This window comes from Nocardia sp. NPDC005998, from assembly GCF_040614395.1.
In the GTDB taxonomy this organism is placed as follows: domain Bacteria; phylum Actinomycetota; class Actinomycetes; order Mycobacteriales; family Mycobacteriaceae; genus Nocardia.
The window spans coordinates 190,310-210,615 of sequence record NZ_JBEXUI010000001.1; the positions used below are offsets into that span (position 1 = coordinate 190,310).

Annotated in this window: 15 protein-coding genes and 1 tRNA gene; 10 read left to right on the top strand and 6 right to left on the bottom strand. The window is 64.2% G+C overall.

Annotated elements, in window-relative coordinates; genetic code table 11:
• The first annotated feature begins 39 nt into the window (after nt 1-39).
• Nucleotides 40-393 (top strand): hypothetical protein, encoded by a 354-nt coding sequence (locus ABZ293_RS00915; protein ID WP_355176659.1) that lies wholly within the window; start codon nt 40-42, stop codon nt 391-393.
• 113 nt (nt 394-506) lie between these two features.
• Here ABZ293_RS00915 and ABZ293_RS00920 read toward each other — a convergent pair whose 3' ends face one another.
• The 3 genes from ABZ293_RS00920 to ABZ293_RS00930 all read right to left on the bottom strand — a co-directional run bounded on the left by ABZ293_RS00920 (nt 507) and on the right by ABZ293_RS00930 (nt 3,116).
• On the bottom strand, nt 507-1,487 hold the full coding sequence (locus ABZ293_RS00920; RefSeq protein WP_354951356.1) for a ribose-phosphate diphosphokinase: 981 nt from the start codon (nt 1,485-1,487) through the stop codon (nt 507-509).
• A complete protein-coding gene (gene glmU, locus ABZ293_RS00925) occupies nt 1,484-2,974 on the bottom strand; it encodes a bifunctional UDP-N-acetylglucosamine diphosphorylase/glucosamine-1-phosphate N-acetyltransferase GlmU (RefSeq protein ID WP_355176660.1) in 1,491 nt (496 codons plus the stop codon). The genes ABZ293_RS00920 and glmU overlap by 4 nt, the downstream gene beginning before the upstream one ends.
• A 71-nt stretch (nt 2,975-3,045) precedes the next feature.
• Nucleotides 3,046-3,116: transfer RNA gene (locus ABZ293_RS00930), tRNA-Gln, on the bottom strand.
• Nucleotides 3,117-3,427: 311 nt separating this feature from the next.
• Between ABZ293_RS00930 and ABZ293_RS00935 the strand changes: the two genes are divergently transcribed.
• The 9 genes from ABZ293_RS00935 (at nt 3,428) to ABZ293_RS00975 (ending at nt 16,514) form a co-directional block, all read left to right on the top strand.
• Nucleotides 3,428-4,042, top strand: a complete 615-nt coding sequence (locus ABZ293_RS00935; protein WP_354951360.1) for a TetR/AcrR family transcriptional regulator — start codon at nt 3,428-3,430, stop codon at nt 4,040-4,042.
• Nucleotides 4,043-4,223: 181 nt separating this feature from the next.
• Nucleotides 4,224-4,871, top strand: coding sequence for a TetR/AcrR family transcriptional regulator (locus ABZ293_RS00940; protein WP_355176661.1), 648 nt, complete (start codon nt 4,224-4,226; stop codon nt 4,869-4,871).
• 163 nt (nt 4,872-5,034) lie between these two features.
• Nucleotides 5,035-8,697 (top strand): transcription-repair coupling factor, encoded by a 3,663-nt coding sequence (mfd, locus tag ABZ293_RS00945; RefSeq protein WP_355176662.1) that lies wholly within the window; start codon nt 5,035-5,037, stop codon nt 8,695-8,697.
• A gap of 227 nt (nt 8,698-8,924) precedes the next feature.
• Nucleotides 8,925-9,557 carry a MazG family protein gene (locus tag ABZ293_RS00950; protein ID WP_355177112.1) on the top strand — a complete coding sequence of 211 codons (633 nt, stop codon included), beginning with the start codon at nt 8,925-8,927 and terminating at the stop codon, nt 9,555-9,557.
• Nucleotides 9,558-9,889: 332 nt separating this feature from the next.
• The gene (locus ABZ293_RS00955; RefSeq protein ID WP_355176663.1) at nt 9,890-10,981 is read left to right on the top strand and encodes a glycerol dehydrogenase; all 1,092 of its coding nucleotides are present in this window, start codon (nt 9,890-9,892) and stop codon (nt 10,979-10,981) included.
• A gap of 350 nt (nt 10,982-11,331) precedes the next feature.
• The gene (locus ABZ293_RS00960; protein ID WP_355176664.1) at nt 11,332-14,628 is read left to right on the top strand and encodes a tetratricopeptide repeat protein; all 3,297 of its coding nucleotides are present in this window, start codon (nt 11,332-11,334) and stop codon (nt 14,626-14,628) included.
• A gap of 59 nt (nt 14,629-14,687) precedes the next feature.
• The gene (locus ABZ293_RS00965; RefSeq protein WP_355176665.1) at nt 14,688-15,149 is read left to right on the top strand and encodes a flavodoxin domain-containing protein; all 462 of its coding nucleotides are present in this window, start codon (nt 14,688-14,690) and stop codon (nt 15,147-15,149) included.
• A 122-nt stretch (nt 15,150-15,271) separates the two neighbouring features.
• On the top strand, nt 15,272-15,745 hold the full coding sequence (locus ABZ293_RS00970; RefSeq protein ID WP_355176666.1) for a hypothetical protein: 474 nt from the start codon (nt 15,272-15,274) through the stop codon (nt 15,743-15,745).
• A 193-nt stretch (nt 15,746-15,938) separates the two neighbouring features.
• Complete coding sequence (locus ABZ293_RS00975; RefSeq protein ID WP_040695304.1) at nt 15,939-16,514, top strand: TerD family protein; 576 nt, start codon at nt 15,939-15,941, stop codon at nt 16,512-16,514.
• Here the strand turns inward: ABZ293_RS00975 and ABZ293_RS00980 are convergent.
• The 3 genes from ABZ293_RS00980 to ABZ293_RS00990 all read right to left on the bottom strand — a co-directional run bounded on the left by ABZ293_RS00980 (nt 16,496) and on the right by ABZ293_RS00990 (nt 20,294).
• Nucleotides 16,496-17,410 carry a putative PEP-binding protein gene (locus tag ABZ293_RS00980; protein ID WP_355176667.1) on the bottom strand — a complete coding sequence of 305 codons (915 nt, stop codon included), beginning with the start codon at nt 17,408-17,410 and terminating at the stop codon, nt 16,496-16,498. The two genes, ABZ293_RS00975 and ABZ293_RS00980, sit on opposite strands and share 19 nt — an antisense overlap.
• A 253-nt stretch (nt 17,411-17,663) precedes the next feature.
• Nucleotides 17,664-19,067: an MATE family efflux transporter gene (locus tag ABZ293_RS00985; protein WP_355176668.1), complete on the bottom strand. Its 1,404-nt coding sequence runs from the start codon at nt 19,065-19,067 to the stop codon at nt 17,664-17,666.
• A 192-nt stretch (nt 19,068-19,259) separates the two neighbouring features.
• The gene (locus tag ABZ293_RS00990; RefSeq protein ID WP_355176669.1) at nt 19,260-20,294 is read right to left on the bottom strand and encodes a cysteine synthase family protein; all 1,035 of its coding nucleotides are present in this window, start codon (nt 20,292-20,294) and stop codon (nt 19,260-19,262) included.
• Nucleotides 20,295-20,306: the final 12 nt, after the last annotated feature.

Sequence of the window (20,306 nt, forward strand, 5' to 3'; positions counted from 1 at the left end):
TATCCCCCGTGACCTCGGTGGCAACAGGGGATCCGATGGTTGCGAGCGGCGATCGGCAAACGCTCGGCTGAAGCCGCCGAGCAATCCGACAACGGCGATGACCAGGATGATCGCGTTCGCCAGCACCGCGCCGTTGGCGGTGGCCGCTCATTTGCCAAGGGATTCGCCCTTGTTGTGGCAGATGATGCCGAGGACGACGCCCGCCGGTCCGGTGATCACGATGGGGAGCCGCAGAACATCACGACCGACAGCACAGTGGCGGCCAGGCAGGAGAAGCTGATGATCGAGAAGATCGGCGCCAAACTGGCACAAGGGTATACACCCGAACGACAATGGCGGCTCGGACATCGTCCGAGCCGCCACGACCTTCATGCGCAATGCCTGATTTCGTGAGCACATGGGTAACTCACCGGGCACGCCCAGAACGCAGCCGGGCACCTGACGCAGGACCTGAACGCAGGCCGTGCGGCTCCCAACTGGTATGGCCTAAATATTCGGGGAGGCGGTCAAGCGTTGCCGTTGAAAAGTCCGGTGACCGAACCGTTCTCGAAGACCTCGCGGATCGTGCGCGCCAGCAGCGGCGCGATCGACAGCACGGTCAGCTGCGGGAACTTCTTCTCCTCGCTGATCGGCAGCGTATTGGTGACCACGACCTCCTTGGCACCGCAGCTGGCCAGGCGCTCGGCGGCCGGATCGCTGAGCACACCGTGCGTCGCGGCGATGACCACGTCACCGGCACCGGCCGCCTTGAGCACATTGACCGCGCCCGCGATGGTGCCACCGGTGTCGATCATGTCGTCGATCAGGATGCAGGTGCGGCCCTCGACCTCACCGACCACGCGATTGGCCTTGATCTGGTTGGGCACCAGCGGGTCGCGGGTCTTGTGGATGAATGCCAGCGGCGAGCCGCCCAGCGAGTCTGCCCACTTCTCCGCGACGCGCACGCGACCGGAGTCGGGGGAGACCACGGTGATGTGCTCGAGGCTGTAGTTGTTGCGCACGTATTCGGCCAGCTGCAGCTGGGCGTGCATGTGATCGACCGGGCCGTCGAAGAAGCCCTGGATCTGATCGGTGTGCAGGTCGACGGTGATGATGCGGTCCGCGCCAGCGGTCTTCAGCAGATCGGCGACGAGGCGGGCGGAGATGGGCTCACGGCCGCGGTGCTTCTTGTCCTGACGCGCGTACGGGTAGAACGGCAGCACGGCGGTGATGCGCTTGGCCGAACCGCGCTTGAGCGCATCGATCATGATGAGCTGTTCCATCAGCCACTGGTTCAGCGGTGCCGGAAAGCTTTGCAGCACAAAGGCATCCGAGCCGCGGACGGATTCCTCGAAGCGGACGAAGATCTCGCCGTTGGCGAAGTCGCGCGCGGTCTGCGGAGTGACGTGAACGTCGAGTTCCTTGGCGACCTGCTCGGCCAGCTCAGGATGAGCGCGTCCCGAGAAGAGCATCAGGTTCTTCTGGTTGTCGATCCATGACGCGGTCACTGCTGTTTGCCATCCTTTTGCTCGATTGCCTGACCCGACATCTCTTTGGCCGCGATGGCTTCCGCCGCCGCACGCGCCGCGTCCGTCCCTGGACGGTGTCGCTGCACCCAGCCCTCAATATTTTTCTGCGGTCCGCCCGACACCGCCAGAGCCCCCGGCGGAACGCTTCTACGCAGCACAGTACCCGCCGCCGTATATGCCCCGTCACCCACGGTCACCGGTGCGACGAACATGGTGTCGCTGCCGGTCCGCACATGCGAGCCGACCACCGTGTGATGCTTTTTCACACCGTCGTAATTGACGAAAACGCTCGAGGCGCCGATGTTGCTGTGCTCGCCGATGGTGGCATCGCCGACATAGGTGAGGTGCGGCACTTTCGAGTGCGCGCCGATCGAGGCATTCTTCGTTTCGACGAATGCGCCGAGCTTTCCGGAATCGCCGACCACGGTGCCGGGGCGCAGATAGCTGAACGGCCCGATATTCGCGCCGGGACCGATCACGGCCTGATCACCGTGGGTCCGAACAACGCGCGCGCCGTCACCGACGACCACATCGGTGAGTGTGGAATCCGGTCCGACTACCGCATCCTCACCGATCACCGTGCCGCCGAGCAATTGCACGCCCGGCCGGATTTCGGCGTCCCTGGCGATCTTCACGCCCGCGTCCACCCAGGTGGTTGTGGGATCGATAATGGTGACCCCCGCGCGCATATGCCGTTCCAGGATGTAGCGATTGAGGGTGCGCGCCGCCTCCGACATCTGCACCCGGTCGTTGACCCCGGTGACCTTGGCCGCGTCCAGCAGCCGGGCGCCGTGCACCGGATGTCCGGCCTCGCGGGCCAGCCGCAGCACGTCGGTCAGGTACAGCTCATGCTGGGCATTGGCGGTGGACAGCCGCCCGATCATGGTGCGCAGCACCGCCGCGTCGAAGGCGTAGACACCCGAGTTGACCTCGGTGATCGCCGATTCCTCCGGGGTGGCGTCGGCGTGTTCGACGATCTCGATGACCTGGCCCTTGGCATTGCGGACGATGCGGCCGTAGCCGTTCGCGTCGTCCGGCACGAAGGTCAGCACCGTGACCGCGGAGCGTTCGGGATAACTGCGGTGCTCGTCGAGCAGCGCGGACAGGGTGTGCCCGTCCAGCAGCGGCACGTCGGCGGAGGTGACCAGCAGGTCACCGGTGAAATCCGCCGGAACCGACGCCAGCGCGCACTGCACCGCGTGGCCGGTTCCGAGCTGTTCTTCCTGGATGGCGGTGGTGATGTCGCGGCCCAGTTCGGCGGCGACGTCGGCGACCGCTGCGCCGACTTGTTCGCGGTCGTGTCCCACCACGGTAATGAGGAACGCGGGGTCGATCTCGTTGGCCGCATGCAGCGCGTGCGCGAGCATGCTTCGACCGGCCAGCGAATGCAGCACTTTAGGAGTCTTCGACCGCATTCGCGTCCCGGCACCGGCTGCGAGAACGACGACGGCGGTCTGCTGTGGCATGGATCTCCCTCGGCTGCCTGTCATCGTGCCAGTGATGTGCGCGGCCAACGATAAGCCATCGTGCCGATGTGCTCCGCCGCCAGGACTCGAACCTGAACTATCTGAACCAAAATCAGAGGTGCTGCCATTACACTACGGCGGATTGCCACACCGGCGGATCGTGCGAAACCCGCCGCTGTGCCAGCGGCACGGCATGAATCCTCGCATGCGGACTGCCGATCCGTCGAACTCCCGGGTGGAATTGGGTCCGAACGCCACTGATAACGTCTGGGACGGGGCCAACTGATTTCGCACGTACATGGGTAACTCGTCGGGGACGCCCAGAACCTGGCCCCGTACGCGACCTTCGGCCCGCAGCGAAAGCCTGGTTGCGCTCGACGACCGGCAAGAGACGCGGAGAGGCGGAGGAGCACGGTGTCTTCGGGTGAGCCGCCCAAGGTGTCCCGACCGCGGATGACGGGAACGCAGCGGCGGCAGCAGTTGATCGAGATCGGTCGTGCACTGTTCGCCGAGCGGGGGTACGACGCGACATCGATCGAGGAGATCGCGCAGCGGGCCCAGGTCTCCAAACCTGTGGTGTACGAACATTTCGGCGGCAAAGAGGGGCTCTACGCGGTGGTCGTCGACCGCGAGATGTCGATGTTGCTGGATATGATCACCTCCTCGCTGACCCAGAATCGGTCCCGGATCCGGCTCGAACAGGTCGCGCTCGCGCTGCTGACCTATATCGAGGAACGCACCGACGGATTCCGAATCCTGGTGCGCGACCAGCCCGCTGCCACGGCCGAGGGTCGCTACTCGAGTCTGCTCAATGAGGCAACCAATCAGGTCGCGCATATCCTCGCCGGTGATTTCGAGCGCCGCGGATTCGATACCAGTCTGACCGGTCTGTACGCGCAGGCATTGGTCGGCATGGTGTCGACCGCCGCGACCTGGTGGTTGGACGAGCGCAAACCGTCGAAAGAGGTTGTGGCGTCACACCTGGTCAACCTGTGCTGGAACGGGCTCAGTCATTTGGAAGCCGATCCGCAGCTCAGCTCCGAATGGCGCGCCGGTACGGGAGACTGACCGCATTGGTAGCCAGTGAATTGCGCAGTGTGCCCGTCCGAATGCTCGAATTCGCTGGCGGGCGCCCACCTGGTGGTACGGTTCACCCATCCTCTGGGTGCTGTTCGGGCGGTAAGTCGGTCTACTTCGGGATGTCGGTCTACTTCAGGATGGCTGGTTTTAGGGATGACAGGCGGATCTGATGGCTAGGCAAGCGCGCGCGGAGATCACCCGCGATTCCGTCCTTGCGGGTGCTGCCGATGTCTTTCTGCGCTTGGGATATGCGAATGCGAGCCTGAGCGAGATCATCGCGCAGTCGAACGTGACCAAGGGCGCCTTGTACTTTCACTTCGGTTCGAAGGAAGAGCTGGCGCGCGCCGTGGTCGACCAGGGCAATGAGCGCCTGATCAGTTCCTGCCAGGGCTTCTTCGATCCGAGGGTGCCGGCACTCGAGGCATGTATCGGGATCACCTATGTCGTCGCGGACCTATCCATGAACGATCCGATGGTCGGCGCGATGCTCAAGCTGACCCATCAGATCGGCGACTATCGCGGTGCCCAGGGTGACAATATCGCCAAGACCTGGGGCGATACCTACCGAGTTCTGGCCGAGCGGGCCATTGCCCAGGGCGATCTAGAGCCCGATCTGGACGCCGAGGTGATCGGCCTGCTGCTCCAGGAGATGACCGCGGGCGTGCACATTACGGCGGTCGGCACCGACTCCATGGATCAGATGGCGACCCGGATGGAACGGGCCTGGTACTTCCTGCTGCCCGCGATCGTGCCTCCGGAGAAACTGTCTTACTTCCGCGAATTCGCCGCCCGTCGCCTACGCCGCTACGTCCCGTAGGTCGGTCCGCACCGGTCCAGGCCGAGAACGGTGTCACCCTGCATTGGTAGGTTGTCTGGTGCCGACTGATTTCGTGAGCACATGGGTAACTCGTCGGGTATGCCCAGAACTCGACCACTCGGTTGGCCATCCGGAAAACCCACCTGAGCTCAGGGAGTGTTTGATGCCCACCCACCGTCCACCTCTCGCGGGACTGGCCGCGGTGGCCGGGGCCGATTCCGCCTTGCGAACCGTCGCTGACCTGGTCGGCAAGTCGCCGGTCGAATTGGTCGGCCCGTCGGCGGTGCGACCGTTCGTCGCGGCGACCATCGCGGCGCAGCGGCCGCTGGTGGTGGTGACCGCGACCGGGCGCGAGGCCGATGATCTGACCGTCGAACTCGAAGAGATACTCGGCGCGGCGGTCGCGCAGTTCCCGTCCTGGGAGACGCTGCCGCATGAACGGCTGTCGCCGGGTGCGGACACCGTGGGACGCAGGCTGGAGGTTTTGCGGCGGCTTGCGGTGGATTACGGCATCGCGAAGCGATTCGATGAGGGGCGGGGGTCGGGCGACGGGCGGGCGGACGCGGTGTTCCCGGTGCCGTTGCGGGTCGTGGTGACCACCGTGCGTTCCCTGATGCAGCCGATGGCGGCGGGCCTCGGCGATATCGAGCCCATCGTGCTGCGCGTCGGCGCCGAATTCGATTTCGACGAATTGCTCATGCGCCTGGTCGAATTCGCCTACACCCGCGTCGATATGGTCGGCAAGCGCGGTGAGTTCGCCGTGCGCGGCGGCATCCTCGACGTCTTCCCGCCGACCGCGGATCACCCGGTGCGCGTGGAATTCTGGGGTGATGAGGTGACCGAGCTGCGGCCCTTCGCGGTCGCCGACCAGCGGTCGCTGACCGATGTGACGGCGGACGTCGTCGTGGCACCGCCGTGTCGAGAACTTCTGCTCACCTCGGCCGTTCGCGCGCGCGCCGCCGAGGTCGCGGTGGCGAATGCCGCCGACGCCGCGCTGGTCGAGATGTTGGAGAAGCTGGCCCAGGGGATTCCGGTCGAGGGGATGGAGGCTCTGCTTCCGGTGCTCCAGCCCGGCGAATTGCGGCTGCTCACCGAGGTTTTGCCGGATGGAACCCAGCTGCTGCTGTGCGATCCGGAGAAGATCCGCACGCGGGCGGCGGATTTGGTGCGTACCGGCGAGGAGTTCCTGGAAGCCTCGTGGACCGCCGCTTCATTCGGTGGTGCGGCCCCGCTCGGCGGGCACGGGCTCGATCTGGCCGCCTCCGGCTACCGGGCGCTGCCCGAAATCCATGACAGCGCAAACCAGCACGGCCTGCCCTGGTGGAGTCTGAGCCCGCTGACATCCGGCGATCCCGCCGAGGTGGTGTTGCCGGTGCTGGCCGGTCCGGCGGCGCGCGGTTCCGATGAACTGGTGGCGACGATCTTCGCGTCCCTGCGTGCGCATGTGCTCACCGGCGGACGCGCGGTGGTGGTCGTTGCGGGTCACGGTACGGCGCAACGCATTTTGGAACGGCTCGCCGATGCCGAAGTGCCCGCCGCCGCATTGGCGGTCGCGGCCGAGCCGACGCCAGGACTGGTCGGTGTGCTGTGTGGTTCGCTGCACGACGGGTTGATCTTCGACGACGCCGGGCTGGTCGTGGTCGCCGAATCCGACCTCACCGGCAACCGGGTCACCGCACCGGCGGAGGGGAAGCGACTTCCGGCCAAGCGCCGCAACCAGGTCGACCCGCTGGCGCTGAGCGCGGGCGATATGGTCGTGCACGATCAGCACGGCATCGGCCGGTTCGTGGAGATGATCGAGCGCACCGTCGGCGGGGCCCGGCGCGAATACCTCGTCATCGAATACGCGCCCGGTAAACGCGGTCAGCCCGGCGACCGGCTGTTCGTGCCGATGGAATCGCTCGATCAACTCTCGCGCTATGTCGGCGGCGAGATGCCGAGCCTGTCCAAACTCGGCGGCTCTGACTGGGCGAATACCAAACGCAAGGCGCGCAAGGCGGTTCGTGAGATCGCCGGTGAACTGGTGCAGTTGTACGCGGCGCGCCAGGCCGCGCCGGGGCATGCGTTCGGTCCGGATAGTCCGTGGCAGAAGGAGATGGAGGACGCGTTCGCGTTCACCGAGACCGTTGACCAGATGACCGCCATCGCCGAGGTGAAATCGGATATGGAGAAGCCGGTCCCGATGGACCGCGTGGTCTGCGGTGATGTCGGCTACGGCAAGACCGAAATCGCCGTGCGCGCCGCGTTCAAGGCGGTGCAGGACGGTAAGCAGGTCGTCGTGCTGGTGCCGACAACCCTACTGGCGCAACAGCATCTGCAGACGTTCACCGAACGCGTCGGGGGATTCCCGGTGACGGTGAAGGGACTGTCGCGTTTCACCGATCCGGGCGAATCCCGCGCGGTGCTGGAGGGGATGGCGGACGGCTCCGTCGATATCGTGGTCGGCACGCACCGCCTGCTGCAGACCGGCGTGCGGTGGAAGGATCTCGGCCTGGTCGTCGTCGATGAGGAACAGCGCTTCGGTGTCGAGCACAAGGAGCACATCAAGGCGCTGCGCACCCATGTGGATGTGCTGACCATGTCGGCCACCCCGATTCCGCGCACCCTGGAGATGAGTCTGGCTGGCATCCGCGAGATGTCGACCATTCTCACCCCGCCGGAGGAACGCCATCCGGTGCTCACCTACGTCGGCGGCTATAACGATAAGCAGGTCACCGCGGCCATCCGGCGTGAACTGCTGCGGGACGGTCAGGTCTTCTATGTGCACAATCGGGTCTCTTCGATCGACAAGGCGGCCAAGCGAATTCGGGATCTGGTGCCCGAAGCGCGGGTGGTAGTCGCGCACGGTCAGATGAACGAGGACATGCTAGAGCAAACAGTGCAAGGGTTTTGGCAGCGTGAATTCGATGTGCTGGTCTGTACGACCATTATCGAAACCGGTCTCGATATCTCGAATGCGAATACCTTGATCGTGGAACGTGCCGACGCCCTCGGTCTTTCGCAGCTGCACCAGTTGCGCGGTCGGGTCGGCCGCAGCCGGGAGCGCGGGTACGCGTATTTCCTCTACCCGCCGGAGAAGCCGCTCACCGAGATGGCCTACGACCGGCTCGCCACCATCTCCCAGAACTCCGATCTTGGTGCGGGTATGGCCGTTGCCATGAAGGACCTCGAAATTCGCGGTGCCGGAAATGTGCTCGGCGCCGAACAGTCCGGTCACGTGGCCGGTGTCGGATTCGATCTGTATGTGCGACTGGTCGGTGAGGCGGTCGAGGCGTATCGCGCCGCCGCCGACGGCAAGCCGATCCTCACCGAGGAGGTCAAGGAGGTTCGCATCGACCTCCCGGTGGACGCGCATATTCCGCCCGACTACATCACCAGTGACCGGCTCCGGCTGGAGGCCTACCGGAAACTGGCTGCCGCACAGGATCATCCGGCGCTGGAGTCGGTTGTCGAGGAGCTCGTCGACCGCTACGGCCCGCTGCCGGTCGAGGTCGGCAGGCTGGTCTCGGTGGCCAAGCTGCGGCTGCTCGCGCGCGAGTACGAGGTCACCGAAATTGCGGTCACCGGAACCACCTTGAAGGTTTCGCCGCTGAGTCTGCCCGATTCCAAGCAGATGCGTTTGAAGCGTCTGTACCCCAGTGCGGGCTATCGCGCCGCCAGTGGTGTCGTGCAACTGCCGCTGCCCCGGGTCGAGGACAGTGTCGGTGCGGACCGGGTCCGCGATCTGGTGCTGCTGCAATTCGTGGCCGACCTGCTGCTCCAGTTGGACGGAAAGCCGAAGGGATTCGTCGATCTTCGGGTTGCCACCGAGGTCGCGGCTCGATGAGTTCGGATCGTGAGGAGGCCGTGCTGCGTGCCGCTCGACATGCGGCCGCGGCGGCGGGCAAGGCGAACGGTATTGATCACCGGGAGCCCGAGGCAGTTAACGGCAATGGTTCCGCCGACTCGGGACAAATGGATGACGGCGATCTGGGCACCGGATCGGCCTCCGATGAATCCGGCCGCACCGATGCCGCTGTGGTGGCGGCCGGTCTGGCCGGAGCCGTCGAGGTCATGGATCGCTTGTGGAAGTTCGGCGGTTGGGAGGTAACCCAAACCCACGATTCCCTGCGCCCCTACCTGCTCGAGGAAACCTACGAACTCCTCGACGCCATCCAGCACAACGACGCCGAAACCATCAAGGAAGAACTCGGCGATCTGCTACTGCAGGTCTTGTTCCACTCCCGAATCGCCCAGGCCGCAGGCGAATTCACCGTCGACGATGTCGCCGCCGCACTTGTCGCCAAACTCGTCAACCGCAGCCCCCACCTGGTCGACGAGCCCATCGATCCAACGGCGACCGTCGCCGAAAAGATCGCCGCCCAGGAAAAGGCCTGGGAAGAGCGCAAATCCGCCGAAAAGTCCCGCCGCTCCTGCCTCGACGGCATAGCCATGGCCCAACCCGCGCTCGCCCTTGCCGAAAAAATCCGCTCCCGCAGCCTCAAGGCAGGCCTCCCCGAAGACCTCATCCCTAGGGAACTGCGCGTCATCCATCTCGGCGGCGCCGACAGCGCCGAGGAACGCCTCCGCAAGGCAACCCTGACCTTCGCCTCCGAAATCCGCGCGGCGGAAGATGCGGCCGAGGCCGCGCGGGGTGAACGTGCCCCGCTGTCCGACGACGACTGGCGCGACTACTGGCCGCGGTAGGCGGGGCTTATGCGCTCGGCTGAGTCAGGCTCGGCCTCGAGTGTGCCGCCAGCACCCAGAGATCGTCGGCGCGGCAGCTTGTCGGAGTGATCGGAAGGTTGGGCAGGTCGGTCGACACCGGAGCCAGCTCCGAATCCTCGGTCACTTCGTCCGTCCATGAAGTCCAACGACCGCGGCCAGCCCGGTCCAACCGTGTCGATGCTTCATGGCTCAACCGAGGCCTGAGCGGATGTCGTGCGCGTAGCGTTGCCCATACGAGCGGCTGTCGGGCAGCGGTGGTGTGCGGGCGATTCGGCGCTATCGACGGTGCCCCGGATCGGGAGGTGGGCCAGATGCTGAGTGTGTTTTCTTCGCCGGGTCATTACGTGCAGGGACGGGATGCTACTGCGGCGCTCGGGGCGGAGATGACGAGGTTGGGGATCGGGGGGCCGGTGACGATTGTGGCCGGGGGTAGTGCGTATCGGCTGTTGGCCGATGCGTGGCAGGAGTCGCTTACCGAGGCGAAGATCGAGTACTCGGTGCATCGGTCCGGGGGTGAGTGCAGTCGGGCGGAGATCGCGCGGGTGACCGCGGCGGTGCAGGAGAGTGGGAGCACCGTGGTGTTGGGGGCGGGTGGCGGCAAGGTGCTCGATACGGCGCGGGCGGTGGCCGATGATCTGGATCTGCCGATGATCAGTTGTCCGACGGCGGCGTCGAGTGATGCGCCGTGCAGTGCGCTGTCGGTGATCTATACCGACAGTGGGGAATTCGAGGCTTATCAGTTGGTGCGGCGGAATCCGGCGATGGTGCTGGTGGATACCTCCGCCATCGCGCAGGCTCCGGCCCGGCTGCTCACCGCGGGGATGGGTGATGCGCTGGCGACCTGGTTCGAGGCGCGGACCTGCAGTGCCGCACGGGTGCGGAATATGCGCGGCGGTGCCTCTACCCGCAGCGCGACCGCATTGGCCGAACTCTGCTACCGCACCTTGCTCGCCGACGGTTTCCAAGCCCTGACCGCGGTCCGCAATCACACCGTCACTCCGGCACTGGAGCGCATAGTCGAGGCGAATACCCTGCTCTCCGGCCTCGGCTTCGAATCCTCCGGCCTCGCCGCCGCCCACGCCATCCACAATGGCCTCACCGCCGCCCCACAGACTCACCCCTACCTACACGGCGAAAAGGTCGCCTTCGGCGTACTCACCCAACTGGTGCTGGAAGGTGCACCCGCCGAAGAGATTTCAACGGTTCTCGACTTCTGCACAACGGTCGGCCTACCGACCACCTTCGCTGCACTCGGCCTGGCCGACGCCGATCCCCGGACCCTGACCGCGATCGCCGAACGCGCCATCGCCCCCGGCGAAACCATCCACAACGAGCCCTTCACCGTCGACGCCCCAATGGTCCTCGACGCCCTCCGCACCGCCGACGCCCTCGGCACGGGTTGAGGCTGAGGCATGTCGGCCCCGCGGCGACCTGCATGTCGTCTTTGACGAGATGGCCTGGATGCTAGTGGGCGTTCGGGAGCCGATGATAGGCAAATACATTGTGGGCGGCGAGTTTTCGATGTGCTCGCTCTATCGAGCGGCCCTGCGCGGCTGGCAAGATGGTATGACGTCCGGCAAACCAGGGGAGTGAGGGGCTGCTATGTATGCCACCGTTGAGATCTCGACCTCCGATAAGGCCGAGTTGCTAGCGGTCACCGCATCCAATGCTGCAGATGTCTTGCGGCTGATAGCGGGAGCCTTGGAATTCTGAGGATTTGTGACTCTGGTCTTGATGTAGTGGTGGGATCCTAATGTCTGATATCGTATATTCCCCCAAACTGGAAAACCGTTTGGCCTTGGTTATCGGCTCAGAATGTAGCGCCCTGCCGCCCCTCGGTTTTGCCGGGGAACTTGCGGATTCGCTGTATCGCGGTTTACGTGACCGTGGCGGATGGCGGCCTGCGACAATGCGTGATGGACCATTAACGGATCCGACTGTGGCTGAGCTGGTTTCCTCCGTAGATGAGGCATTCGATGCGGCATCGCGTATGCAGGCAACTTTATTGATCAGCTTTGTCGGACATGGTATGGCGACTGGTGCCGCTGACTATTATCTGATGGTTCGTGATTCGCCGGTGAAACCGACTTCCCGTACTGCATTTCATCTGGTACAGGAAATTCGGGAGCGGATGGATGAATCCGCATTGGATGGCATCATCATAATGGTGGATGCATGTGAAACCGAGGATGGTGTAATCGGCGCGGCACATCGCTGGACCGACAAAGTTGAAGTCGCAGCCCAGCGAATGGAACTGCTGGTCGCTACCGGGCCCGGCCCGGCGTATGGTGGATGTTTTACCCGCACCCTCATTTCAACTTTCGACAATGGCTTACCGCAGAGCGGTGAAAATCTGCTGTTGTCGGATATGCGGATGGCGATAGCGAAAAGCTGTCGTCGCCAGGTGCCGCAGCATCTCAGCCTCGCTTACGGCGGTGATCCCGGGCTCTGGCTGGTATCGAATGCTGCTCGTCGAGATGATGCGGTTACCGGTCGACCGGCGGCCGGGCTTGTTGATCAGCTGACCCGTGGGTTGGTATTTACCGATACCCTTCGCGAACAGCTCGCCGAGGTGGCGGTCACTGGTGGATTCCGGCTGCGCGCGGTCACGGGGCCTGCCGGTGCTGGTAAGTCGACACTGCTATCGATACTGATCCGACCGGCACTTACCGATACGCTGGACGACTTATCGCCGAGGTATGTAACGGCGGCCATCTTTCTTGATATTGCCAGTTCTCTGGGATCGGTTGCTGAAGAGTTGGCGGAGCAGCTGAGTCGTCGGCTTACTGACTATCAAGACGCCGCCCGGGCGGTCCAACGGGAGTTGGCTGCCAAAGGAGATGTGCAGTTCAATATCTTCGAAATATCCGTATTGCTTCCGCTTGCTCGAATGGTAAAGCCCGGTCGTCGTATCAATATTGTCATCGATGGGCTCGATCAGCCGGAATCTGGAAATAGAAGTCTTATTATGGCCGCCATTTCCGGGCTTACAGGTCACGCGGGGCTTGCTCATGTAAGAGTAATCCTAGGATTTCGAGAGGGGGTCGGCATCGAGGCGGAATCTGTGATCGGTCATGCGCATCTGATCAAGCTACGTGCGCCCAGCGTGCATGAAATATTCGAGGCCACAATGAACGAGCGGCATGATGCGGGTCCTTCCGGGCCGGAATGGATCGACGAATTTCTTCAGGCGCCGGCCGGGGGTTGGCTACTGGCCCGTCTGCTGAATGAGCTGGGTGAATCAGCTGCGAGCGGACCCAGCCGCCTTGGATTGGCAGACATTAATCTCGCCGATCTGGTCCAGCGGAGAGTGGCTAAAGCTCTGGACCCACTCGCCACGGGAGATCGAAGTCACGCGACGGCTGTACTGGATACGATTGTCGCAGCAGGTATCGGTGCCAAGCTGCCATTGAGTTTATTGCGCGCGGCACTGGAACATCAAGGCGTCGTATTGAGTGGTTCGAGAATTCGCGACTATACGGTGATTTTCGGCGCGCTGATCGGACGATCCAGCCCCGGTGTATCGAAGGAACTAGTTGGTATCGCTCACCAAGCTTTGCTCGACCCGATCATGGAGGCACTCGACCAGATTCGATGCGATCCGGTGCAGGCGCACAGGGCGATTGTGTCGGCGATCGAGGTTGCCGGTGATGAACTTACGATCGAGTACGCGCGCGGATCTGCTGCGCGCCACTATCTCGCTTGTGGGAGGCCGGAAGCCGCTTTCGCATATCTGCAGAGCGCGGCCAGTGATCGAGCGGCCGATACCAGGGACTTGTGGTTATCCTGGTTGCCGGCTTTTACCGAAGTGCTCGGCCCGAACCATCGCGTCACCCTTGCGGTCCGTCACAATATCGCTTTCTGGCGTAGTGAGAGCGGTGAAACCGGCACTGCCATACAAGAATTCGAAGCGTTGGCGGCTGATCAGGCACGCTGCCTGGGCGGCGATGACCGCGATACCTTCACGACTCGTAATTTTCTGGCGTGGTGGCGGGGTATGGATGGAGCTCCTGCGAGTGCGGTCGTCGAGTTCGAGCAGCTTCTCGCTGATCAGCTGCCCGTACTCGGGCCCGAGGACCCCAACACGCTTCGGACTCGTCACAATCTCGGCTTCTGGCGCGGGCGGATCGGTAAGACCGCACAAGCAGTTTCAGATCTTGAAGACTTGCTCACCGACCAAGTACGGATCCTGGGGCCCGAGCACCCGAATACGTTGCGAACCCGGCACAACCTTGCCTGGTGGCGTGGGATGGCCGGTTATCCCAGTGCGGCGACAATCGAGTATCAGCGCCTTCTCGCTGATCAACTCCGCTTATTGGGCCCCAGCCATTTCCGTACGCTGATAATCCGTGGATGCCTGGCGCTATGGCGAGGTGTCGGTGGAGACGCGGCAGCGGCAGTCTCCGACCTCGAGGAGCTGCTTGCCGATCGCACGCGACTGCTCGGCGCAGACCATCCGGAGACGTTGACAACTAGAAATGGCTTAGCGCTCTGGCGTGCTCTCGCATTCGGTGATGCGGCACGAGCTGTAAACGAATTCGAGGAGATCCTCGTCGACCGTCGACGAGTTCTCGGACTGGACAACCCGGAAACGCTGAACACGCGACGAAATCTCGCACACTGGCGCGGGCAGTCTGGTGATGCAGCCAGCGCGGTGGCCGATCTCGAGGAGTTGCTCGTCGATGACATTCGAGTTCTCGGGCCCGACAACCCGGAAACACTGCGAGTGCGACGCAATCTCGCGTACAGACGTAGCCAAGATGGTCACGTGGACGAGGCGTTGGCTGAGCTCGAACAGGTGTTGGTGAACGAGACTCTTGTACTTGGGCCGGAGAACCCCGAAACGCTGGTTACTAGGCATGCTCTCGCCAACCTGTACGGCCGTGCTGGAGACATCGCGGCGGCCACGCTGAGACTCGAGCAACTGATTCCTGATCAAACACGTGTGCTCGAGAACGATCATCCCAACATCGTCATCGCCAAGCGCAACCTTGCCTATTGGCGTGACCGCCAGGGCGTTGATGCCGAAGACATTCCGGAGACTGACTAATCGAGCGAAGATTAAGGTAGCCTTGCCTTACTCGACTTTCCGTTGAAAGGAGTCAGAAAGTGCGGGTAGTCATTCTGTTCGGTTCGGAGATGGGCACGGCCGAGGCTGCTGCGGAGTGTGTGGCGGATGAGCTGGCGGCCACCTATGACGTGTCGGTCCACGATATGACCGACTTCGATATCGACGAGCTGGACGCCGGTGACTTTCATGTCGTCATCTGCTCGACCTATGGCGACGGCGAATTGCCGACCGGCGCCGAACCCTTCTTCGATGCACTCGAAGCCCGCAAGCCGGACCTTACGGGACTGAACTTCGCGGTCTTCGGCCTCGGCGACTCGGTCTACGGTGACACCTTCAATCGCGGTGGTGAGATCGCCGCCGAACTGCTCGCGGCTCGCGGAGCAGCTCAGATCGGCGCGCACGGTCGACATGACGCGTCATCGGAGATTCGCGTCCAGGATATGGTCCGCGACTGGGCCAAGGCGCTGCCCATCCCCAGCCCCGCTGCACTGGCGTCCTGAGAGGTGCCTGAGAGCACTTCGGACAAAGGTCGCAGCGCCAGCGGACAAGGGACACAGCGCCTTAGACTTGCAAGCGACGCGGCACAGCCCGCCGCGTTGCATCGATCCATGAGGTGACGAAGATGGCAGCCGGAGCCAGCCCTGTGCAACGTCAAGACCACTCGACCGATCATCCCGAACTGGACGTGCTCCCGGAATGGCCCCAGGAGACGATCGCGGTGCTGGTCACCACCGATCCAGCGCCGCATGCGATTCCGGTCTCCTGGCCGGTGCGCGCGGGCGACCGGCGCATTCTGATCAGCCTCAAATTCGATCGCGGTTCGCTGGCCCGGTTGCGGGAGCAGCCCGATGTCGCCCTGCTGATTCTCGGCGGCGGCAATGTCGCGCTGTGCGCGCGAGGTCGGGCGAAGGTCATCGCCGAGGAAATGCCCGGCGCGACAGACTATGTGGCGGTACAGATCGATGTCGAGGTGATCGACGATCACCGGCAGTCGGCATTCGCGGTTGTGAACGGTATCGAGCGCACCGTGCTCGATGCGAGCGAACTGCATGCGCTCGAAGGGCGCGTGCAGACGCTGCGCGCGTGGGCCGACTAGCGACTTGCTCGCGGGTCGCTCGAAAGGTGTCACTGGTGGTCGCTCGTAGGTCGTTCGACCAGGCTGCTGGCGACCGCTTGCAGGTCGCTCGAAAGGGTCGGCCTGCCAGAACTGAACCGGCGCAACACGTCCGGGACAGAGTAATAATCGGGCAGATGAAAGGCGGCGCGAACGCGTCGAATGGAAGGGGATCATGAGCGTCACATTGGCCAAAGGCGGAAATGTCTCGCTGTCGAAGCAGGCGGCCAACCTCACCAAGGTAGCGGTGGGGCTGGGCTGGGATGTGCGAACGACCACCGGGGCCGACTACGACCTCGATGCGAGTGCGCTCGCCACCGGGCCGAATCAGCGGGTGCTTTCCGATCAGCATTTCGTGTTCTACAACAATCTGCGTTCGCCCGAGGGCACGATCGAGCACACCGGTGACAATCTCACCGGTGAGGGCGAAGGCGATGACGAGGTGATCAATGTCGACCTGGCGGCGACGCCGCCGACGATCACCAATATCTTCTTTCCGGTCTCCATCCACGACGCCGATGCGCGGGGACAGTCGTTCGGCCAGATCCGCAATGCCTACATCCGCGTGGTGGACGCGACCACGGGCGCCGAGCTGGCCCGGTATGACCTCACCGAGGATGCGTCCACCGAGACCGCCATGGTGTTCGGGGAGTTGTACCGGTACGGCAACGAGTGGAAGTTCCGCGCCATCGGTCAGGGATATGCCTCCGGACTCGCGGGTATCGCCCGCGATTACGGCGTCAACGTCTGAAAGGCCTGCGGGTGGTCGGGATCGGAACTGGCCGCCCGCTCGGCCTCGAACACTGCGATGGCGGCACGGGTCTTGCGCTTGATCGCTTGCAGCACATCCAGATCCGGCAGCTCCGCGAACTGGTCACCCAGTACTTCGGGGAGGTCGGAATAGTGCAGTACGCATTCATCGACGCCGAGGTTCGCACAGGCCGCGACCAGGTCCGGATGCAGATAGCCCGCCACCGCGGTCTGCACGCCCGCGGCCGCGGCCACCATGGTGACGCGTTCGATCGCGCGCAGCAGCGGCGGAACGGGGCGCACCGGTCGCAGTGTGGCGCGGTCTTGGCCGAGTAGCAGCGAGGACAGATCGTTGCAGCCGATCACCACTCGTGACACCCCGGTGGTGACGACACGATCGACCTCGAGCAGCAGCGACGGGATCTCGATCATGGTGGCCATCGGGCACTCGCCGATTACGGCCCGGGTTTGCTCAATGGCCCACTGCAATTCGTCGACATAGGTGACGAAGGGGAACAGCACGCCGATATCCGCGCCCTCGTCGCGCACCTGTGCGATGCCCTCGAGTTCCGCGATGAATGCCTCGGGAAAGCGGCGGCCCCGGCGAATGCCGCGCAGGCCGAGGAGTTTGTTCGGCTCGATGATGATCTCTTCGACGCCGTCGAGGATGTTGCATTCGGCGGTATCGGCTTCCATGGTGCGATACCAGATGGTTCCGGTCGCACGTTTGGCGATATGGCGCAGATAGGGCACCAGATAACCCGAAACGGATTCGGGCGTTGGGTATTTCCCGGCGGCGCGGAATACGTACTCGCCGCGCACCATGCCGACGCCGTCGAAATGGTCCAGCAGTTCAGCGGAGACCCGCTCACAACTCAATGCCAGGCTCTGCCGCATTCCGGCACGCTATCAGGTTGCTGCACAACACTTTCGGCCGCCCGTCCGAAAGCCCTGCGGCTGCCCCTGCTGTCGGGGTTCGCACCGCTTCGATGCCGCTGCAAGCGGTGCGAACTCCGCGAAAGTGCAGCATCTCGCACGATCGTGAGTGTGCGCGATGGCGAGCCGGCTGCTGGGTGGTCGAGAGTCGCACCCTTGTCGGTATCCGCACCCTCGGTGGCGCTGATCCCGGGTGCGGATTTCGTCGGGGCGATCATGTGGGAGTGGGCAGGGATTGGGGGAGTGGGTGGCTGGCCTGTTCGGCGGTGTCGAGCAGGGTGAAGTAGCGGCGGAGCATGAGGGCGGCGGTAGTGGCCAGGCCCGCGGTCAGGCCCCACCACACGCCAGCGGCCCCGAGGCCGACGGGGAAGGCGAGCAGGAGGGCGGTGGGCAGGCCGACGAGCCAGTAGCCGACCAGGGACAGGCGGAAGCCCGCCTTCGTCTCCTTCAGGCCGCGCAGCAGACCGGTGCCGATGTTCTGTGCGGCATCGAAGAACTGGAGCACGATGCCGATGAGCAGCAGCGAGCGGGCCAATTCGATCGTCGCGGTGTCACCGGGTTCGAGGAAGGGGCTCAGCACGAGCCTCGGCGCGACGATATAGACCACGCCGGTGACCGCGGCGACAATGCCCGCATGTTGCAGCGCCAGCCAGGCCAGTGCGCGGGCGTGGCCGAATTCGTCGCGGGCGACGGCATGGCTGACCAGGATGGACGCGCCGTGGGACAGGCCGATCGCGATCTGGAAGACGATGTAGATGATCTGGTAGACGACATTGTGCGCGGCCAGCGCGGCCGGTCCGATACTGCCCATCACCAGGGCTAGCACGGAGAACATGCCCGCCTCCGAACCGTAGGTGAGCGCGATCGGCGCACCGAGCTTCAATTCGGCCCGGATGGTCGGCGTGTGCACCGGCCATGGGCGCAGCGGCAGGGTGGCGCCGAGTTCGGTATCGGCGCGCACCATCGCCAGGAAGCTGCCGAAGGTGATCAGGAAGACCAGTGAGGTCGCGATGCCGACGCCGGTAAGTCCCAGCGCGGGCAGTCCGGCCCAGCCGTGGATGAAGGCAAGGGCCAGTACCAGATTCAGCGCCACCGAACCGAGGGTGACCAAGAGCAGCGCCTGTGGGCGTTGCATGCCGACGGTGTACTGGCGCAGCACCTGAAACCACAGGCACGGCAGCAGTCCCGGCGCGAGTGCGATCATCAGCGGTCGCGCATCGGCCAGCACCCCGGCGTCCTGACCGAGCCATTGCAGCGCCCAGCCGAGTCCGACCAGCACCCCACCGCCGATGATTCCGGCGACGGTGGCGATCAGAAAACTCGACCGCACGATGTCGCGCACCTCCCGATCCGCGGACTCACCACGCTTATCGGCCGCACTCACCGAGCCCGCGATCTGATTGCCGGTCCCGGTGATCAGGCCGACGCACATGGTGCGAATCTGGTTGAACAGCACCATCGCGAGTCCACCCGCCGCGACCGCGCGCACACCGAGAGTGCCCATCAACGCGATATTCGTGGTCGACACGGCAATCTGTGCCAACTGTGTCAGTGCAATCGGCGCCGCCAACGCCGTGAGCTGCCGTCCATCGGCACGGAAGGCGGACAGATTCACCATTCGAACTCCATCGGTCGAATCTCGGAACCGATCGTCACGGGTTGCATCCCGACCCTTCCCTCTCGGAAATTAGGCTACCCAAACCTAAATGCGTGATGATCATTTCAGGAGAACGGCGTAATGCGCAACGGTGACCGAGCGCATCCGGTGCCGTCTCGATGGCCCCGCACCCGAGTGTGGTGCGCGGGTACGTCATTGCACCTCGACCAATTGCCCTTGGCGCGCGACCGGAGCGTAGCGGTCGAGCAACTCGCGCACTTCGCGTTCGGCGGCGGCGTCGAGGAGGTCGCGATCGCGCATCCAGTCGTCGTCGAAGACGGTGTCCAGGTACTTCTCGCCGCCGTCGCAGACGAGGGTGACCACGGTCGAGCCGGGCGGGAAGTCTTCGAGACGGGTCAGTGCGGCGTGCACGGAGCCGCCCGCGGAGCCGCCGATCATCAGTCCGAGTTCGGCCGCGACGGCGCGGGCGGTGGCGAAAGCCGCGATATCGGAAACCTTGACACCCTCGTCGAGCAGCGAATAGTCGACGGCGGTGCCGATGGTGGCACCGGGCGGGGTCCCGGTGCCGGACTGCCAGTAGGGCCCGCCCGGCCCGCCGAACGCGATCGAGCCGACGGGTTCCACGCCGATCACCCGCGGCGTGCAGCCGAGTTGGCGCAGCCGGGTCGCGGTACCGAACAGCGAACCTCCGGTGCCCACCGCGGAGAGCAGGATATCGACGCGGTCCACATCCTCCAGCAATTCCTCGGCGACCGCGTAGTAGCCAACCGCATTGGCGTCATTGTTGTGCTGTTCGGTGAAGTAGGCGTCCGACTGCGCGGCGGCCATCCCCTCGGCCAGGTCCTCCCGGGCTGAGGTGGCCAGATTGTCGTCGCCCTCATCGGCGACAAATACCAGTTCCGCACCCATTGCTCGCATCGCGCGCAGCTTGTCCTTGCATGCGTGGTGATCGACCACCGCGGTGAAGCGATACCCACGTTCGGCAGCTACTACCGCGAGGCCGAGCCCGGTGTTTCCGGATGTCGACTCGATAATGTGCCCGCCAACGCTCAGCAAACCCCGGCGTTCGGCGTCGTCGACCATCGCGCGCGCCATCCGGATCTTGGCCGCACCCGTCGGATTGAACTGCTCGAGCTTGAGCAGCAGCCGGGTGCCGGTCGCGGTGGTCGCGAGTTCGAACAGCGGGGTGCGGCCGATCAGATCCGTCACGCGCGTGACGAGCGGCATGGAGGTCTCCTC